We start from the raw sequence: 17,242 nt of genomic DNA on the forward strand, positions 1-17,242 counted from the left end.
TATAGTTGTCTCCACAAGCGGTATCGAAAGGAAAAAAACGTAGATAAGACAGCAGTAGAAATAAAGCCCACCAGTTCAAGGATCATCAAGAAAAAACGACCTCCTGTAAGTTCTTTTAGCTGGGAAAAGTATCCTATCCTTACAATAGCTTATCCACGAAAGCCATTCAACTGAATAAACAGCGGGCAAATTGCTCGTATTCTTGCTGAGCTGGTTGAATAGAAGGATAAAATGCAATTGTTCAGAATTTGTTCAGTGACGAAATTGTATAATATCAAGCAGCAATCATAGATTTATTTCAACAGGAGGAAAGGTATGCATTTTTGCAAGTCTACTAAACGATTCACATGTGCGTTAACAGCAGTATCACTAATCTTTTCATCGGCGATTTTAGTCGCGGATGCTGGTGCGGCACCAACCGAACAGCCCAAACTAATCCAAGACGGAACATGGAGCAAGTCTGCCGACGTTTGGATGGATGCACCAGAAAACTATGTTGGCAGGTCTTCGGATGCAGTGTTAGGATATTACCGATCAGCGATTCAGTTTAACATGCCTGAGCTGACTGGGAAGGTTGTAATGAAGGCAACCTTGCGTATTCATATCTCTTCTATCAGCTACAGCTCTAACCAGAATCCTTTTTTGACCGTGTATGGATCGACTGCTGATGTTTGGAGCAACGGAGCTTTTCCACTAAACCCGCTGGATCAGCCTTCGGATACGAAAACAGGCTCTGACCTTCAAGTTGGATGGGCTGACTTTGATGTTACCCATTTTGTACAACAACAGACGGATGGTATGGTCTCTTTTGCATTGCTTGCGAATGAAGCTGGGAACCCTGGAGACTATTCGGAAATTACATATTCAGCCGATGACAACGGCGTAGATATTCCCCAGCTGATATTGGAAACAGCAGCCCTGCCCGCTGTATCCAAAATGCCTGAGGTAGCTGCTGTAACCACTGAGGAAGATATCCCAACATCCAATATAACCATTACACCCAACCCGCAAGATTCAACGGTAGTGACACATTATCAAATTACGAACATTATCGGAGGCAGGCTGTATCATAGCGATGGTATCACCGAGATTTCCAACGGAACGTTTATCACAGCAGCAGAAGCTAGGGATGGCGTGAGGTTTGTGCCTATGGTAAACGCCAACAATGCAGCGGGAGATACCTTCTCTTTTGATGTACAGGCGGCTCAGAGTTCAACGGGTAATGGACTGAGCGATGTCACTAAGGCTGTTGTCCATGTTACGGAAGTAAACGATACCCCGACAGCTCAAGACGAAACGCTATCCTCCATTTCAGAAGACTCAGGTGAGCGGACAATTCCTTTTGCAGAACTGCTTGCGCATGCATCTGCCGGTCCGAATGAGAATGGTCAACACCTAAAGATATCCTCAGTCAGCAGCATCGCAGGAGGGGGTGTAGGTCTAGATGGAACCAATGTAATTTTTACACCTCAGCCGAATTTTAATGGAACCGCTAGCTTCTCTTTTATCGTCACCGATGATGGAACATCGAACGGCGTCTCAGTCCCGCAGTCGGTGGTCAAGAAAGCCTCTTTTACAGTAAAATCCGTCGCTGATGTCCCTCATGTGACAGATGCTTTGACTGAGGAAGACAAGCAGAGCTTTGACGGACTGATCCTTACTCGTAATCAAGTGGACGGATCTGATGTGTCGTACTTTAGAATCTCCAACATTATTGGTGGAACCCTCTATAAAAATGATGGGGTAATGGAAATCCGAGATGGTCAATTTATTTCTGTAGGGGATGGCGAAGCAGGGCTTAAATTTACGCCAAATCTTTATGCTAACTCTCCATCAGGTGATCATTTCAGTTTCGACGTACAATCATCACTAGATATGATTGGAACAGGGATTAGTGAGCCGAGCCAGGCCAGGATCACCGTGAGTGAGGTAAACAACAGTCCGATAGCTATGAATGATATACTGCCGTCATTATCGGCAAATGCAGGAGCACAATCTATCGCTGTTGATGAACTCTTAGCGAACGATACGGCAGGCCCTGTCAATGAGAGCTTACAACATCTAAGCATCGCATCGGTAGAAAATGCGCAAGGGGGTACGGTAGTTCTTGATGGAGCGGTTGTGCTATTCACTCCGAATTCAGGCTACCAGGGACCGGCAAGTTTTGATTATACTGTGGTTGACAACGGTACAACGAACGGGGCATTAGATGTGAAAAGCTCGACAGCTACCGTTTCATTCACTATCAACCCGGCACCGACACCAGATCCGGTACCGACACCAGATCCGGTACCAACACCAGATCCGGTACCAACACCAGATCCGGTACCAACGCCAGATCCAATACCAATACCAGATCCGGTACCAATACCAGATCCGGTGCCAACGCCAAATCCGGCGCCAACAGATGATAGTCACACAGAATTGCGTGTTTCTATCAATAATGGTCAAATGCTGGTAGGGGGTACAGAACGGGCTATTGCAAAAGTTGTAAAAGCAGATTCATCAGAGATTGATGTCAGTGAAAAGGCAACTTGGACTTCCAGCAATGCGAATGTCGCTACGGTTACTCAGGGAGAGATTAGAGCACTTTCAGAAGGGAACACGGTAATTTCCGCCACATACAACGAATATAGTTTTAACGTTCCAATTACTGTAACAGCGGTTGCTGCTCCCGCGCCGTCCGATAATGCTGGCAGTGATTCCGGTAGTTCCAATGGCAGTGGTTCTAGCCATCGAAACAAAGACCGTTCTAGCGATGATTTCAGCAGCAATATGGCAACATCAGCTGTATCATCTTCATCGGTGAACGTACCTAAAGAACCAGTAGCTGTACCTGAGGAATTGGTGACTGAACCAACTGTTCCTGTGCAAGACATATTCAACAGCAACGTAGTGGTTGCAGACAACAAAGTACTGCAGAATATAAAAACCAAAGCAGAATCTGCTTTAAATTCTTCTACTAGTGTTAAACCTTCAGACCTACAAGGACATTGGGCAGAAAAGACGGTCGGCACGTTTTCAAAGCTAGGTATCGTAAATGGATATAAGGATGGCAGTTTCAGACCTGATGGTGAAATTACCCGTGCGGAGTTTTCTGCTATCATCTCTAGAATCTTCGATATTAGTGGTGGAAATCAGCCTGTGGCTTTGAACGATATTGGGGATCACTGGGCGCAGGATGCCATAACAAAATTGACCGCAGCTGGAGTATTAAATGGTTATGAGGACGGTACGTTTAAACCGGACCAAACAATTGTCCGTCAAGAAATGGCTGTCATTTTGGCGCGGATCTTGGATGTAGACCGATTGAAAAAGGATACCTCGAATGAAAAAAGCTTCACCGACTTGTCCGCTTCTTTTGCGGCTGATACGATTAAACAATTAGCACAAGCCGGTGTGCTTTCGGGTATAAGTACGAGTCAGTTTGGACCTAAATATCATGCGTCACGTGCTGAAGCGTTGACCGCCATTTATAATGCACTTAGTTTGAACAGCGAAATTAAAACCGTATTGGAAAGTTTGGAGCAGTAATCTGGAATGATGTAGAGGCGAGCCTGTGTGGCTCGTCTTTTTGCTTGGTACCTACCGCAAGCATATGTGGGCTCATGCCGATGACAGATTCCTGCTCTTCAACCTGCTGTGCTATATCCAGCAAACGTCTGCGATGGGAAGGAATCGCCCATTTTTCTTCAAATCCGGGTGCAATCCAGACGGGGCCTTCGACACCCAGTACACGAGGCTCCTGCAATCCAGCCGCCTGCCAGTCTGCACGCAAGGCATCCGGTGTATGAAAGTAGGAGCGTGTGATAAAAGAGGGATAAGCCGCCGGTCGTACATGCTGACCGTCTGTCAACTCCTGTCTGACCATATCCATAAACGCATCTTCCTCCACAATGGTATTGCACTCGCCGTATACCGATAGCCCCCATAGTAGCGAGCCAAATCTGGAAATAGCCGAAGTAATCAGCGTGCCCCCCTTCTTTAAGACACGCGCTGCTTCTTGCAGTGCTTTTACTCGTTCCTTCTGTTCTGTTAAATGATATAAAGGTCCCATCAATAGCACGATGTCCGCGCTTTCATCTTTACGATCAAGGTTTCTGGCATCTGCGGTTTCCAGCTTGCTGATGATAGGGTTATTCAGTTGCTGCTGACGAGCGAATTCAATGGCTTGCGAAGAAAGATCGAATAGATGAACTTCATATCCCAGTTCTGCCAGCCACGAAGAGTAGACCCCTACACCGCCGCCAATATCATAAATAACATGAGTAGACTTGCTGAGATAACGAGAAATGATTTCTTTTGATCTTTCCAGCTCTATCTTTCCGATGCCTCGCTCTAATCTGCCTATTTCTGCACCGCCATCATAATAAGCCAGAATTTCATGCTTATCTTTTTCGAGCATAGTACATCTCACCTCACGTGAATGGAATAATATAACATTAACACTTGCATCAATCATGAACAAGTCTATCGTTTTCGGCTAGTGAAACCATCGGAAGTATTGAGAAAGAAAAGAGCTGTTCCCCAGTAGCTAAAACTACTTTTGGGAACAGCCCGTATTTAAATGATGTTTGTTTCCAGCATGCCTTCGAGATCTTCTTTGGTAAGATGGTAATGTGCGTTACAGAAATGGCAATGGGCTTCAGCCTGTCCATCGGTACGGATCATGTCTTCTATTTCCTGATTCCCTAAGCTGATAATGGCGTTGGTAACTCGTTCTTCTGAGCAGGGACAATGAAATTGTACAGGCATGGTTTCCAGTATGTTCATGTTGCTTTCTCCCAAAATCTGGCCCAGAATCTGCTCTGGCGTAAGGCCTTCCATGACCATGGCGGAGATGCTCGGAATGCTTTCAATCCGTCGCTCGATAAAACTGATAACCTCTTCCGGTGTACCCGGCATCAGCTGAATAATAAAACCTCCAGACGCTTGAATGGAGTTATCCGGGTTAACAATAACCCCTGCTCCCACAGAAGAAGGGATTTGTTCGGATTGGACGAGATAAGAAGTGAAATCATCACCCAGTTCACCCGATATGAGAGGGACTTGTCCAACAAACGGTTGTTTTAAGCCGATATCTTTGGATACAATCAGCGCTCCATCTGTTCCTACGGCTCTGGCGACATCTAGTTTCCCAATCTGATTAAGCTCAAAATGGGTTTGCGGATTTTTTACATATCCTCTAACTTCTCCTTTGGCGTTGGTATCAACCAAAATAGTACCGATGGGCCCCCCGCCGTTAATCCGGATCGTCAGTTTATCCTCATGTTTAAGCATGGCTCCCAGCATGACGCCCACCGTCATGGAACGTCCCAATGCAGCCGATGCTGTTGGCCAGGTATAATGACGCTGCTGTGCTTCACTTACCGTTCCCGTTGTTCTCACAGCATAAGCCCGTACCTGGTTGTTGTAGGCCAGAGCTTTTACTAAATAATCATTCATGTTCATGTTCCTTTCTGTTTTTGAAGTTCTTTACAAGACCATTTTTTCTTGAATCCAGTTCCTCAAAGAAGTAATTTTCGCATCATACCCTTCTTTAAAAAAGTCAGCAGATAGTGAGGCGATGGTTTCTCTTTTCAGAACGGCTTTCCAGGAGGCTTCCGCTTCTTCCATCAAATTGGCCAGTAAACAGCACTGATCGTCTTTCTTTAATTCAAGTATATCGTTGTATATACCGCTGGAAGTATAGAGGGTTTGCTGCCCCTCAATCGCCAGATAAATGTCAAATACCCGTATATCCTCAGGTTTTTTCTTTAATTTAAACCCGCCCTTGACACCTGGTACAGAAGTAATCAAATCAGAGCTAACCAATTTTCGTAACAGCTTATGAAAATAAGTAGGTGAAGCGCCTAACTGCTGGCTGATGGCTTCTCCAGGTAAAACTGCTTTGTCCGGTAGCATCCTGAGCAGAAGGAGAGCGTAGACACATTGTTCGACACCTGTTTTCATATGCACTAGCAATCACCTCAATATGTTATAACCAGGCTAACATGGATAATCATTATCCATATATGAGCATGATAGACGAGCTGATCGTAAAAGTAAACTATTTTTTGATAACAACTAAAAATTTAAATCATTTGCAATTCATAAGGGGACGCATTATTATAGTTGATGCATCAATTGATTGATAGGTCAAAGAATTAAGGTGTTGAAAGAAATACGTAAAATAATAGTTTGACAGGAGGTTTATATAAAATGACTACACGGAATGTTGCACTATCTATATTAGACCTTGCACCTGTCATTGAAGGCGGTACTCCTGCCGATTCTTTTCGTGATACGGTGAATCTTGCCCAGCATGCTGAGCAATGGGGATACCGACGCTATTGGCTAACGGAGCATCATAACATGCAGGCGGTTGCTAGTGCAGCTACTTCTGTGATCATCGGGCATGTAGCTGCGCATACCCATGAGATTCGGGTCGGTTCAGGCGGTATTATGCTGGCTAACCATGCTCCACTCATGATTGCGGAGCAGTTTGGAACCTTAGAGTCGCTCTATCCGGGGCGAATTGATTTGGGACTTGGCAGAGCTCCTGGCACGGATCAACCTGCAATGAGAGCATTGCGGCGAGGGCTGCACAGCACAGGGGAAGATTTCCCCGAACAACTGAATGAGCTGCGTTCTTATCTGAATCCAGCGTTAAACGGAGCTGTTCCGGGGGTAAGAGCGATTCCAGGAGAAGGACTGGATATACCTATCTGGTTGTTGGGTTCAAGCGGATTCAGTGCTCAGCTGGCAGGTCAGCTTGGACTGCCGTTTGCGTTCGCTAGCCACTTTGCCCCAGCTCATTTGCTACAGGCTCTAGAGCTGTATCATCGTAATTTCAGACCGTCCAAGGCACTCGATAAGCCGTATGTGATGGTTGGCGTGAATGTAGTTGTTGCAGATTCTGATGAGGAAGCAAAACGGCTTTTTACTTCACAAGAACAACAATTTTTAAATGTGCTGCGCGGGCACAGCGGAGGACTAAAGCCACCAGTCGATGACATGGATAAGCTTTGGAGTGAGCAGGAGAAGGAGATGGTTCGTGGTAATATGCTGGGGTATTCAGCAATCGGCAGTCCTGACACAGTCAAGCAACGGCTGGATTTTATAATCAACCAGACGCGAGCCGATGAGTTGATTACGACCGCTCAGGTATATGATCATCAAGCACGTTTGCGTTCGTACGAGCTGCTAGCCCAAGTGATGCGCATAGATGGGTAAATAAATGAGTTAAACAAACGAGGCTGTGCCAGAGTGGTTCTTATAACCATTCTGACACGGCCTTGTTATATTTTTAAAGCTTATACTTAAAAATAAAATAGGTTCGGTGCAGTTGTACGTGTACAGTAGCTATTGATCAAATAACTATCGTAAGTGACAAGGCTTTATTATGATGATCGTATAATTTCCAGAAGGTGTCCACACCATCCCGAAGTATACCTACCAGTCCATCGAGTGACCCGTTATAACCTGTAAATAAGTATGGCTTGAGAAGAGGGAGCTTGTTCATCCAACTGCTCAGGCCAGTCGATAAAAGACCATCATTCTCCGGTATGGGGTGAGAGATGATGATTGGTCGATCCTCCGCAAGCAGAATTGTTAATGGTGGAAAAGCATGGTCTGTTAAGTGGGAAAAAACATCTGGGGCAGCCTATGAGGAAACAATTATTGACATTTTGCAATCCATTGAGCAGCATTTTCTCCCCCATGGAGGGGAATTTAATTTTAATGCTAATAAGCCGGAGAATTTGTTAAAAGCGCAGGCAAAACATTCAAGAGCTCTTCGACTAGAACCCTACAGGTATAAATTGCATATAATATCAAGCAAGTTGCTTCATAAGCCTTGAGTTTGAAGGGGGAAGAACACGAGATAATTCATGTAATGCTTTATGCTGTGACTGAAGAAGAGATGCTCTGTCTAAAGGGATAAAGTTGAATGCTCCCGATGATAATGAAATGGTTCTTGATTCTTTTACGGATAGCCACTCTTACATAAAACGGTAAGGTATGGAGTATATATCTAATTCAAGGCATTCAAAAATATTTCCCAAAGAGAGGCAGAGGGGCTGCTACCGGAAGTTCAATCGCTTACCAGTCTACAAATTCACTGTTCCTGCCAGAGGATCACCTGCTTGTGAATCAATGTCGAATTACATATTTAATAAAATTTTCATAATTGTAGGAATTATTCGCTATGCTGTATTGGAAACTCGACCATTGAAGCCACAGATATACGGGAAGCGTCTGTGAAGCGCAGCTTAGGGAGCGGTGACTTCAAGAAAGGGGGAAGATATGGATCTCTTTGATTCTCAGATTCAATCTCATACTAACCGGCGTCTTGCTGTGATTGATACAAAGTTTCCATGGAAACTGAGTGGTTTTCGATATTGGGAGAACTTGAATATATTCCAGCAAAGGCCTGATACATTATTCTTTGCAACCGAACCTAATGATGATTATTTTCCGTGTAAAGTTTTTCCTTTTTCTGATTTTATGAAAGTTGCGGTGTCTGAGGGGGTTACAGATGTATATTGTGTTTTTTTAAATTTAACACTTAGTTTGCTTGGACATTGCTTTCTTCCGGATGGAAGTTATTTGCCAGGAGCAAATCCTAATCTTAATATCAAGCCATTCTTAGATGAACGAAATATTCATCTTCATGCTACCTTATACCCAGGTGGCGGACTGGATCCATGGACCCGAAAAGAGTTTCTTTCTATTGCAGGACAGCATTGTTCGACTGTATTTACAAACATTAATGAAGTCATGGAAGTGATTGTTGGAAGTATTTATTATCCCGTTGTGATTAATACCGACTTATATATATTTAAACATAAGAAAATTGAAAAGCCGATACAGTTGACATTTTGTGCTTTTAATGCTATCAGAAAAGGGTTCCCCATTATGGCAGATGCATTTAATCGACTTACGGATGATTTTCATCTTAATCTAATTGGTGATTGGGAAGACCAATTATATTTATTAGAAAATAAGAATTATACATTCTACGGTCTACTTTCCCCTGAAGAATTAAAGCCAGTGTATGAACGAACTCATATATTTCTAAATTGTAGTGTTCCGGATGAATTTGCATTAGATGGTTTTCCAACCACAGCTGCCGTTGATGCACTATCGACAGGATGTATACTTGTGACGACAAACCCCCGAAATGATAGATTTATTCTTGAGGAAGGTAAGGACTATTTTGAAGTTGAACCTAACGGGCACGCAATTTCTGAAAGATTATTTTGGATTCAGAATCACTTTGAAGAAGCGCTGATTGTTGGGGAAAATGGTTCAGATAAGGTGAAAAGTAAATTTCAGGCTAGTCAAATAGTGAAATCAAAGCTTGCTAACATATTTAAATAACTTGTTGATAAACAGTCTGTAGGAGTGTTATAGCATGATGTAAATGGTATGGGTAACAGGATGAGTGCGTCCCTCTCTCTTAGAGGGTTTTTTATATTTCGGGAATGGGGCGGGGCAAGCCTTTCAATTCCAAACTTAAGAACCGACGATAGATAGAGGCTTGGTCGGATCGAATGACAGAATAAATATCTTATTTTAATAGGTAAACAAACAATCATATTTAACTAATTATTAATATAATAATGGAAATTCTAATGTCTTTTGCTATTTCCATTCTAGTATGTCTAGTTGATTTAATGGATTATTAATAATCAGTAAAGGAGGGTGAACTAATGACATTATTAACAACTGGACCTATTGAGAACAGTCCTGTTAGTGGGGTTAGGACGATTCAACAGGTCACCGTTAAAATGGTTAACCGTGATTTAGTCAATTCATCAACAATATTAATCCAGGGATACGTTTTAGACGATTTACGAACATTGTTTGTACTAGAAGTAATAGCGCTAGCCCCCAATGCAGTTGCTACGAGAAATTATACAGTAAATTTCAATGCATATGAGTTTGTTTTTACCACAAGCGGTTTGGCAGAAGAAAGTACTGATATTTCTGTATGGGGAAAAAACGAGAGTGGTACCATCATTGATGCTCAGCGTATTGTTGCGGATGAGCAGTTAGAGTCTTAAAAATCAACAAATATACAGAGAGAAAGCCACAATCATATCGCATGTTTTAGAAATAAAATAGAGGGAGCATGATCTTGAGAAAGATCTCATTGCTCACAAGCAAAGTTTGCTTTTACTAGAAAGGAGGGAGTATCTAAATGGCAGTATTATCAACTGGCCCCATTGCAAACGATCCTGTTCTTGGAGTCAGACCCACCCAACTGGTGACGGTAAAAATCGATAACCGGGATTCTGTTGATTCTTCTATTGTTTTGATCGAGGGTTTCGCTTTAAATGGCAGCAGAACATTATATGTACAAGAACAAGTAATAGTGGGACCAAATGCGGTTTTTACAAGGAACTATTTTGCAGATTTAAATGCATTTGAATTCGTTTTTACCACAAGCGGAGCAGCAGAAAATGAAACTCAAATTTCTGTTTGGGGTAAAGATACATTTGGGCAATTAGTGCCTGCCCACCGATTAGTTTCTGATGAGCTTTTAGGAACAGGGGTAGCTGGCCCGCAAGGCGATCAAGGACCTCAGGGAGTTCAAGGAGCCCAAGGTGACCAAGGCCCTCAAGGCGTTCAGGGTGATCAAGGACCTCAGGGTGTTCAGGGAGCCCAAGGTGACCAAGGCCCTCAAGGCGTTCAAGGTGATCAAGGATCTCAAGGTGTCCAAGGCGACCAAGGCCCTCAAGGCGTTCAAGGTGACCAAGGCCCTCAAGGAGTTCAAGGCGACCAAGGCCCTCAAGGCGTTCAAGGTGATCAGGGACCTCAGGGAGCCCGAGGTGACCAAGGCCCTCAAGGAGTTCAAGGTGATCAGGGACCTCAAGGTGTCCAAGGTGACCAAGGCCCACAAGGAGTTCAAGGACCGCAAGGCGTTCAAGGCGACCAAGGACCGCAAGGAGTTCAAGGAGACCAAGGCCCACAAGGGGTCCAAGGCGATCAAGGCCCTCAGGGAGTCCAAGGCGACCAAGGCCCTCAAGGCGTTCAAGGAGATCAAGGCCCTCAGGGAGTCCAAGGCGACCAAGGCCCTCAAGGAGTTCAAGGTGATCAGGGACCTCAAGGTGTCCAAGGTGACCAAGGCCCTCAGGGAGTCCAAGGCGACCAAGGCCCTCAAGGAGTTCAAGGTGACCAAGGACCTCAAGGAGTCCAAGGCGACCAAGGCCCTCAAGGAGTTCAAGGTGATCAAGGCCCTCAAGGAGTTCAAGGTGACCAAGGACCTCAAGGAGTTCAAGGTGACCAAGGACCTCAAGGCGTTCAAGGTGATCAAGGCCCTCAAGGTGTCCAAGGTGATCAAGGACCACAGGGAGTTCAAGGTGATCAAGGCCCTCAAGGAGTTCAAGGTGACCAAGGCCCTCAAGGTGTCCAAGGTGATCAAGGCCCTCAGGGAGTCCAAGGCGACCAAGGCCCTCAAGGAGTCCAAGGTGATCAAGGCCCTCAAGGAGCCCAAGGTGATCAAGGCCCTCAAGGAGTCCAAGGTGATCAGGGACCACAGGGCGTTCAAGGCGACCAAGGCCCTCAAGGAGTCCAAGGTGATCAAGGCCCTCAAGGAGTCCAAGGTGACCAAGGACCTCAAGGAGTTCAAGGCGATCAAGGCCCTCAAGGTGTCCAAGGCGACCAAGGATCTCAAGGAGTTCAAGGCGATCAAGGACCTCAAGGAGTTCAAGGCGACCAAGGCCCTCAAGGTGTCCAAGGTGATCAGGGACCTCAAGGTGTTCAAGGTGATCAGGGCCCTCAAGGTGTCCAAGGAGCCCAAGGCCCGCAGGGAGTTCAAGGTGATCAAGGCCCTCAAGGAGTTCAAGGAGACCAAGGTCCTCAAGGGGTTCAAGGCGACCAAGGACCACAGGGAGTCCAAGGCGATCAAGGACCTCAGGGCGTTCAAGGTGATCAGGGACCTCAAGGAGTTCAAGGAGACCAAGGCCCTCAAGGTGTCCAAGGTGATCAGGGACCTCAAGGAGTTCAAGGTGATCAAGGCCCTCAAGGAGTTCAAGGAGACCAAGGCCCTCAGGGAGTTCAAGGCGTCCAAGGAGACCAAGGCCCTCAAGGAGTTCAAGGCCCACAAGGAGTTCAAGGAGACCAAGGCCCTCAGGGAGTTCAAGGCGTCCAAGGAGACCAAGGCCCTCAAGGAGTTCAAGGCCCACAAGGAGTCCAAGGAGACCAAGGCCCTCAGGGAGTTCAAGGCCCACAAGGAGTCCAAGGTGACCAAGGCCCTCAGGGAGTTCAAGGCCCACAAGGAGTCCAAGGTGACCAAGGACCTCAAGGAGTTCAAGGACCGCAAGGAGACCAAGGGCCTCTATAAGCTTAAGGTATATTTAAAGGACCCAAAAGTTATTTATAACTTTTGGGTCCTTTTTTTGTCTTAAGGATTTTGGATAAAACATATTCATAGTAGTAATACTCCATTGTATACTGAACTTTTCTTTATGCTGGATGTCTTGTTATTAAGAGTTCTGCTATAACAAAAAACCTTTGTCGAAGTCTCATGAAAATAATTCTGAGAGACTTCGACAAAGGTATTGGAAAATAATTGTTGGCCAATATTCTACTCACCCTTGTTGTAATTTAGGGCAACACAACCACTTTCTCTTTACAGGACGCAACAAATTTTGCATATTGAATACAAGTTTCTAATGAATCATTTGGCTCCATAGGCCACCATCGTATGGCTCCCCTGGGAGCTTTGGAGGCATAGCTTTCGATTTCTGATGGGATTCGACCTACAACCACAATTTCAATCTCCCTAAAGTTGTTTTCAATACTCTTTTGAAGTGTCTTATTTAATTGTGTATGTTCTATTTCAGGGCAGGAATGGGGGATAGGGAACAATATTGAGTATCTTGAGGTATCTTCTTGAATAACGTGAGCAGTTTTCCGGACAGGATCATCCGTAGAAGTCTCCCATATACGACGATAAGGTAATTCCACTGGTAGACCAAGCTCTTTCAACCTCATTTGAATTCTTTGAAAATAGCATCTATTTAGTTCCCTTACAAGAACCTGAATCTGCTTATTTCTGAGGAAAGTAGTGTTATTTCCATGTTCGTTACGATACTGTATATATATTAAATCAGGGACGTTCACAATCTTAGTACAAAGAAATGTCCGAACCAGCAGATCGTAATCATCTGCTACCAGTAGTTCATTGCGATGGCCTCCGATCAGATGATAACAGTCCCTCGTCCACGCACGTGGATGATTGGGTAAGCCGACCAAATGACGAATGGTTTTGCCATTAATGGTCGTATGTTTTTGTACATTTTGCCATCTGTTCATTTCATGCAGCCAGACTCGATAATGAACACTGTAACCAAAGCCACAATCCCAGCCGTACCAATGCGCATGATTGCTCCCTGCATACACCTCAGCACAATCCCCATAAACAAAGCCACAGTCAGGGTTTTGTTGAAATGCTTTGACGATTTTCTCTAGGCAGTCAGGAGTTAGCTCGTCATCATGATCGACTTCTACTAAAATTTCCCCTGTACAGAGACCTGCTGCAAACCTTTTGATAGCCCCTATATAACCATTGCGGGAATCTTGGCGATATCTCCGCACACGGTGATCCTCTAAAGGGAGTAAATACTCCTTGTATGTCTCATCTTCATCACCGGAATCATCCACGATTACCCATTCCCAGTTTTTATAGGTCTGCTTCAATAAAGATTGATAAGGTCGTTGAATTTTTTCTTTTGACCTGTAGCTGGCAGTAAACACGGATATTAAAGGTGTGTTTGAAGAGAAATGTGTTGAAGGAATCGTTCTATTCTCCGGAAGAGGATCTGTTGCCTTAAGCCAGCAGAAAAATAAATGCATAGGTTGAATTTCGTCTGGTGATTGGAAGTGCAACCAGCGTTTTTTTTCGTGACGAGGTAACGCTTTTAGTGCTGAAAATTCTCCCCACTCTTCTCCAAGCGAGACGTAAACCCGAGGCTTTTGGAGGCTATGGTCAATAAGTGGTTGATCAGCCTCATACAAGTTTATTGTAATGTGATTTTCTTCCAATCTATCTATCAATTCTTTTACATGATCCTTTAAAACCTTCTTCGATACAAATAAATGAGCTGTCAGTAACGGAGTGAAATTCAATGACATGTTCATTCCCCTTTACCCGTTTCGAACACCAACGAGAGGGAGGTGCCGATTCAGACGTAAGTTATTGTTTTTATTGAAACATTCATTTTCCTGGCATCATTTTATTTCCCAGCAATATATATGTATGTGTATGTGTATGTGTATGTGTATGTGAGGAAAATGCCAGCCCATATAAACATAGCGAATTAAATCGTTTGAAGCCTCCGGTAGACACCTACACATAAAAGAAAGGTGGAGTAAGCGTGCAATGCCCATTAGTAAGTGTAGTTATACCTGCATATAACCGGCCGCATACACTAAAAATCGCCATCGACAGCGTATTGGAACAAACTTATCCGAACATCGAAATCATTATCTGTGATGACAGTACAACGAATGAAGTACAAGAAATGCTTGATTCTTATTTAGATTCTTTTCCCCGAATTAAATATTATAAAAATGATAAAAATCTTTTTCTCGGAAATTGGCATAAATGTTTTGATTTGGCGTCAGGTGAATATATCAATTACTTGATGGATGACGACATGTTTCATAAAGAAAAAATAGCAAAGATGATCTATTTTTTCGAAAATTTTGAAAACATCACACTGGTTACCTCGTATCGGCAAACCATGGATGAATCAGGGGCTATTCTCCCACCGCTCTATGCAACGGAAAGGCTGTACGAGGAAACAAGGATAATAGACGGAAGAATGTTGGCAAACATTGCATTAACTCGTTGTTTAAATGTGATTGGTGAACCTACGACAGTGTTTTTCAAAAAAACAGATCTTATCGAACGGTTTGGAGTATATAAAGGAAAACAGTATTCTCTTCTTAATGATTTAGCTTCTTGGTTGAACTTACTATCAAAGGGAAAAGCAGTGTATATTACTGAAGCGCTAAGCTATTTCCGAATACATCCCAATCAAAATAATCAGACGCTTGGTCAAAGTGCGTTCACGGAATGGTTAGATATTATGATTGCCTCAAGAGATGATGGATTTCTTGATACTAACGATTTGTTTAAAGCTGCACTTCATTCTTATCAGGAACGTATAAGAGGTCGTCCACAATTTGTTGCAGATATCAAGCGAATTGAAATGTTATTAAAAACATTGGAAACCTAGCTTGCTCATCCCATATGCAAAGGAGGCTGGCTGATGTTCGACATTCCCTTCTTACGGCCTAATTTAGTAAAAAAGGAACGATTTATTGCTAATTTTGAGAAAATAGAAGAGACGCGGATTTACTCCAATTATGGTCCCCTAAATAATTTGTTTGAAGAGCGGGTCATTGCACAAATGTTTGATGGAATTGGTTCAGCTGTTACCGTTCATAACGCAACCATCGGCTTGATTTTGGCGATCGCCCAAAGCAAGCGACCACAGGGCAAATATGCTGTTATGCCAAGTTTTACTTTTGCTGCCACTCCACTTGCCGCTGAGTGGTGCGGGCTAGAACCCTACTTCCTTGACATTGAGCCGGAGAATTGGCAAATGAATAGGGATCAGTTAGAGCAGACAGTCAAGCTGCTGGGGGATGAGATTGCGGTAATCGTTCCTTATGCCACTTTCGGTACAGCCCTTGATTTATCCGTGTACAATAAGCTGCAGGAGCAAGGAATTCCGGTAGTTATTGATGCTGCTGCCAGCTTTGGAACGATAACTTCCGAGGAAGCCACCCATTTTGGTAAAGGCTTTGGAGGAGCTGTAGTATTCAGCTTTCATGCCACCAAATCTTTTGGTATTGGAGAGGGTGGATTGGTATACAGTTTGGACCGGGATGTTATTAGGCGAATTCGTCAAGCGGGGAATTTCGGTTTCTCCAGCAGCAGGGAGTCTGTCACCCAAGGTCTTAACAGTAAGATATCCGAGTATACCGCTGCTATCGCTTTAGCCACTCTCGATCAATTCAAGACTGTACGGGAGAATAGAAGGACGATCTACGAATATTATCTTCAAGAACTGATCCAAGCAGACTTATTAGAACGAGGATGGTCTGTACAAAAAACGCAAGGATCGGTTGTTCATCAATTTGTCCCTGTTCTTAGTCCGGATTCACACACAAATCAAGAGGTTGTTAAGTTATTAGCCTCTAATTCAATAGAAGCTAGAACCTATTTTTCTCCGGCGTGCCATCAGCAGAAGCAGTTCCAAAGCTATACGCGGTCTAATCTTCATGTTACCGAACATATTGCCAAACATATTGTCAGCCTACCCTTGTGGGAGGAACTGGACGAGATTATTATTCGAAAAATTGTGAACGTTCTAGGAAACCTGGGAAAAGAGACAGCCAGATGAGGAAACTCGTTATTTGGGGATCGGGCGGACATGCCAGGGAAATCAACTGGTTATGTGAAGAGCTAGGAGTTCGAGTGATAGGTTTCTTAGACGAACGGCCTGAGGCAAAAGGGCAGAGTGTAGATGGTGTTCCTGTACTGGGGACGTTGACCGACATTAAAGCGTTAAAATATGAGGTAGAGCTTATATGCGCGGGGGTGGGTGATCCAGCATTAAAGAAGCGATTTGCTTATCATACAATTCAATCGGGATTTCGTATTGCAGCCCCGCTAATACATCCACGTGTTCGTTTGTCTCAAAGAAACACCATTGGAGAGGGAAGTATGATCTTTGAAGGAGCTGTCCTGTCGGACAATATTAAGATCGGACAGCACGTAATTATCAACCGGAGTGTTAACGTGAGTCATGATGCGGTTATTGGTGATTATATAACCATAGCTCCTGGTGTGAATCTGGCAGGTAACGTAATCATAGATGAAGGAGCCTATATCGGAATCGGTGCCTCGGTACGGGAGAAATGTCACATCGGCTGTTGGTCTATGATAGGTGGAGGTGCCTTTGTTAAAGATGATATACCCAGCTTTACCATGGCTGCTGGTGTACCAGCAGTCGTTAAAAAACGACTTGATATGCCCTGAGCCACCTTCTTTGAAACAGAGCGCAATCAAATTCGTAGCAATTTGCTTGGCAATGAAGTGGTTTATCTGTCAAAAGGCCGTAGCGGAAAAGGTTCTTATACCTGATCCGGCTCGGCCTTATTATATTTTAGGCTAGACGAATAGATTCATTTTAAAGATGGATAAAATTAAAATTTATTTTTGATTATTTTTGTATTT

The 17,242-nt window shown here is 44.0% G+C and carries 13 protein-coding genes; 9 read left to right on the forward strand and 4 right to left on the reverse strand.

The genetic code is table 11. The features are described from left to right. The first annotated feature begins 315 nt into the window (after nt 1–315). Nucleotides 316–3,534: an S-layer homology domain-containing protein gene (locus tag ACN6NF_RS11000; RefSeq protein ID WP_474317644.1), complete on the forward strand. Its 3,219-nt coding sequence runs from the start codon at nt 316–318 to the stop codon at nt 3,532–3,534. Here the strand turns inward: ACN6NF_RS11000 and ACN6NF_RS11005 are convergent. From ACN6NF_RS11005 to ACN6NF_RS11015, 3 genes are all read right to left on the reverse strand, one after another. Beyond that, complete coding sequence (locus ACN6NF_RS11005) at nt 3,503–4,405, reverse strand: class I SAM-dependent methyltransferase (protein WP_474317645.1); 903 nt, start codon at nt 4,403–4,405, stop codon at nt 3,503–3,505. The genes ACN6NF_RS11000 and ACN6NF_RS11005 overlap by 32 nt on opposite strands. 158 nt (nt 4,406–4,563) lie before the next feature. After that, on the reverse strand, nt 4,564–5,445 hold the full coding sequence (gene hslO, locus ACN6NF_RS11010; RefSeq protein ID WP_474317647.1) for an Hsp33 family molecular chaperone HslO: 882 nt from the start codon (nt 5,443–5,445) through the stop codon (nt 4,564–4,566). 30 nt (nt 5,446–5,475) lie between these two features. Next, on the reverse strand, nt 5,476–5,958 hold the full coding sequence (locus ACN6NF_RS11015) for an Rrf2 family transcriptional regulator (RefSeq protein ID WP_474317648.1): 483 nt from the start codon (nt 5,956–5,958) through the stop codon (nt 5,476–5,478). A gap of 243 nt (nt 5,959–6,201) precedes the next feature. Between ACN6NF_RS11015 and ACN6NF_RS11020 the strand changes: the two genes are divergently transcribed. From ACN6NF_RS11020 to ACN6NF_RS11040, 5 genes are all read left to right on the forward strand, one after another. Further along, nucleotides 6,202–7,215 (forward strand): LLM class flavin-dependent oxidoreductase, encoded by a 1,014-nt coding sequence (locus tag ACN6NF_RS11020; protein WP_474317649.1) that lies wholly within the window; start codon nt 6,202–6,204, stop codon nt 7,213–7,215. 344 nt (nt 7,216–7,559) lie between these two features. Next, nucleotides 7,560–7,841, forward strand: a complete 282-nt coding sequence (locus ACN6NF_RS11025) for a hypothetical protein (protein ID WP_474317651.1) — start codon at nt 7,560–7,562, stop codon at nt 7,839–7,841. A gap of 445 nt (nt 7,842–8,286) precedes the next feature. Further along, nucleotides 8,287–9,363: a glycosyltransferase gene (locus ACN6NF_RS11030; RefSeq protein WP_447250186.1), complete on the forward strand. Its 1,077-nt coding sequence runs from the start codon at nt 8,287–8,289 to the stop codon at nt 9,361–9,363. Nucleotides 9,364–9,695: 332 nt separating this feature from the next. Then, nucleotides 9,696–10,049 (forward strand): hypothetical protein, encoded by a 354-nt coding sequence (locus ACN6NF_RS11035; RefSeq protein WP_447250187.1) that lies wholly within the window; start codon nt 9,696–9,698, stop codon nt 10,047–10,049. Nucleotides 10,050–10,592: 543 nt separating this feature from the next. Then, a complete protein-coding gene (locus tag ACN6NF_RS11040; protein ID WP_474317653.1) occupies nt 10,593–12,395 on the forward strand; it encodes a hypothetical protein in 1,803 nt (600 codons plus the stop codon). A gap of 199 nt (nt 12,396–12,594) precedes the next feature. Here the strand turns inward: ACN6NF_RS11040 and ACN6NF_RS11045 are convergent, their stop codons facing one another. Then, nucleotides 12,595–14,124 (reverse strand): glycosyltransferase, encoded by a 1,530-nt coding sequence (locus tag ACN6NF_RS11045; RefSeq protein ID WP_474317654.1) that lies wholly within the window; start codon nt 14,122–14,124, stop codon nt 12,595–12,597. A gap of 242 nt (nt 14,125–14,366) precedes the next feature. On the opposite strand from ACN6NF_RS11045, the gene ACN6NF_RS11050 reads away from it, so the two are divergent. Genes ACN6NF_RS11050 through ACN6NF_RS11060 form a run of 3 tightly spaced genes read left to right on the forward strand, consistent with a single transcriptional unit; the run spans nt 14,367 to nt 17,044 of the window. Continuing rightward, nucleotides 14,367–15,233 carry a glycosyltransferase family 2 protein gene (locus ACN6NF_RS11050; RefSeq protein ID WP_474317656.1) on the forward strand — a complete coding sequence of 289 codons (867 nt, stop codon included), beginning with the start codon at nt 14,367–14,369 and terminating at the stop codon, nt 15,231–15,233. A gap of 33 nt (nt 15,234–15,266) precedes the next feature. After that, the gene (locus tag ACN6NF_RS11055) at nt 15,267–16,406 is read left to right on the forward strand and encodes a DegT/DnrJ/EryC1/StrS family aminotransferase (protein ID WP_447250196.1); all 1,140 of its coding nucleotides are present in this window, start codon (nt 15,267–15,269) and stop codon (nt 16,404–16,406) included. Continuing rightward, on the forward strand, nt 16,403–17,044 hold the full coding sequence (locus tag ACN6NF_RS11060; RefSeq protein ID WP_474317658.1) for an acetyltransferase: 642 nt from the start codon (nt 16,403–16,405) through the stop codon (nt 17,042–17,044). The genes ACN6NF_RS11055 and ACN6NF_RS11060 overlap by 4 nt, the downstream gene beginning before the upstream one ends. Nucleotides 17,045–17,242: the final 198 nt, after the last annotated feature.

This window comes from Paenibacillus sp. TSM33 (genome assembly GCF_056099025.1).

Bases quoted from the DNA above. Each gene is read 5' to 3' on its own strand.
- ACN6NF_RS11000 (WP_474317644.1), top strand. From the start codon at position 316: ATGCATTTTTGCAAGTCTACTAAACGATTCACATGTGCGTTAACAGCA.
- ACN6NF_RS11005 (WP_474317645.1), bottom strand. From the start codon at position 4,405: ATGCTCGAAAAAGATAAGCATGAAATTCTGGCTTATTATGATGGCGGT.
- hslO (WP_474317647.1), bottom strand. From the start codon at position 5,445: ATGAATGATTATTTAGTAAAAGCTCTGGCCTACAACAACCAGGTACGG.
- ACN6NF_RS11020 (WP_474317649.1), top strand. From the start codon at position 6,202: ATGACTACACGGAATGTTGCACTATCTATATTAGACCTTGCACCTGTC.
- ACN6NF_RS11025 (WP_474317651.1), top strand. From the start codon at position 7,560: ATGATGATTGGTCGATCCTCCGCAAGCAGAATTGTTAATGGTGGAAAA.
- ACN6NF_RS11030 (WP_447250186.1), top strand. From the start codon at position 8,287: ATGGATCTCTTTGATTCTCAGATTCAATCTCATACTAACCGGCGTCTT.
- ACN6NF_RS11035 (WP_447250187.1), top strand. From the start codon at position 9,696: ATGACATTATTAACAACTGGACCTATTGAGAACAGTCCTGTTAGTGGG.
- ACN6NF_RS11045 (WP_474317654.1), bottom strand. From the start codon at position 14,124: ATGTCATTGAATTTCACTCCGTTACTGACAGCTCATTTATTTGTATCG.
- ACN6NF_RS11055 (WP_447250196.1), top strand. From the start codon at position 15,267: ATGTTCGACATTCCCTTCTTACGGCCTAATTTAGTAAAAAAGGAACGA.
- ACN6NF_RS11060 (WP_474317658.1), top strand. From the start codon at position 16,403: ATGAGGAAACTCGTTATTTGGGGATCGGGCGGACATGCCAGGGAAATC.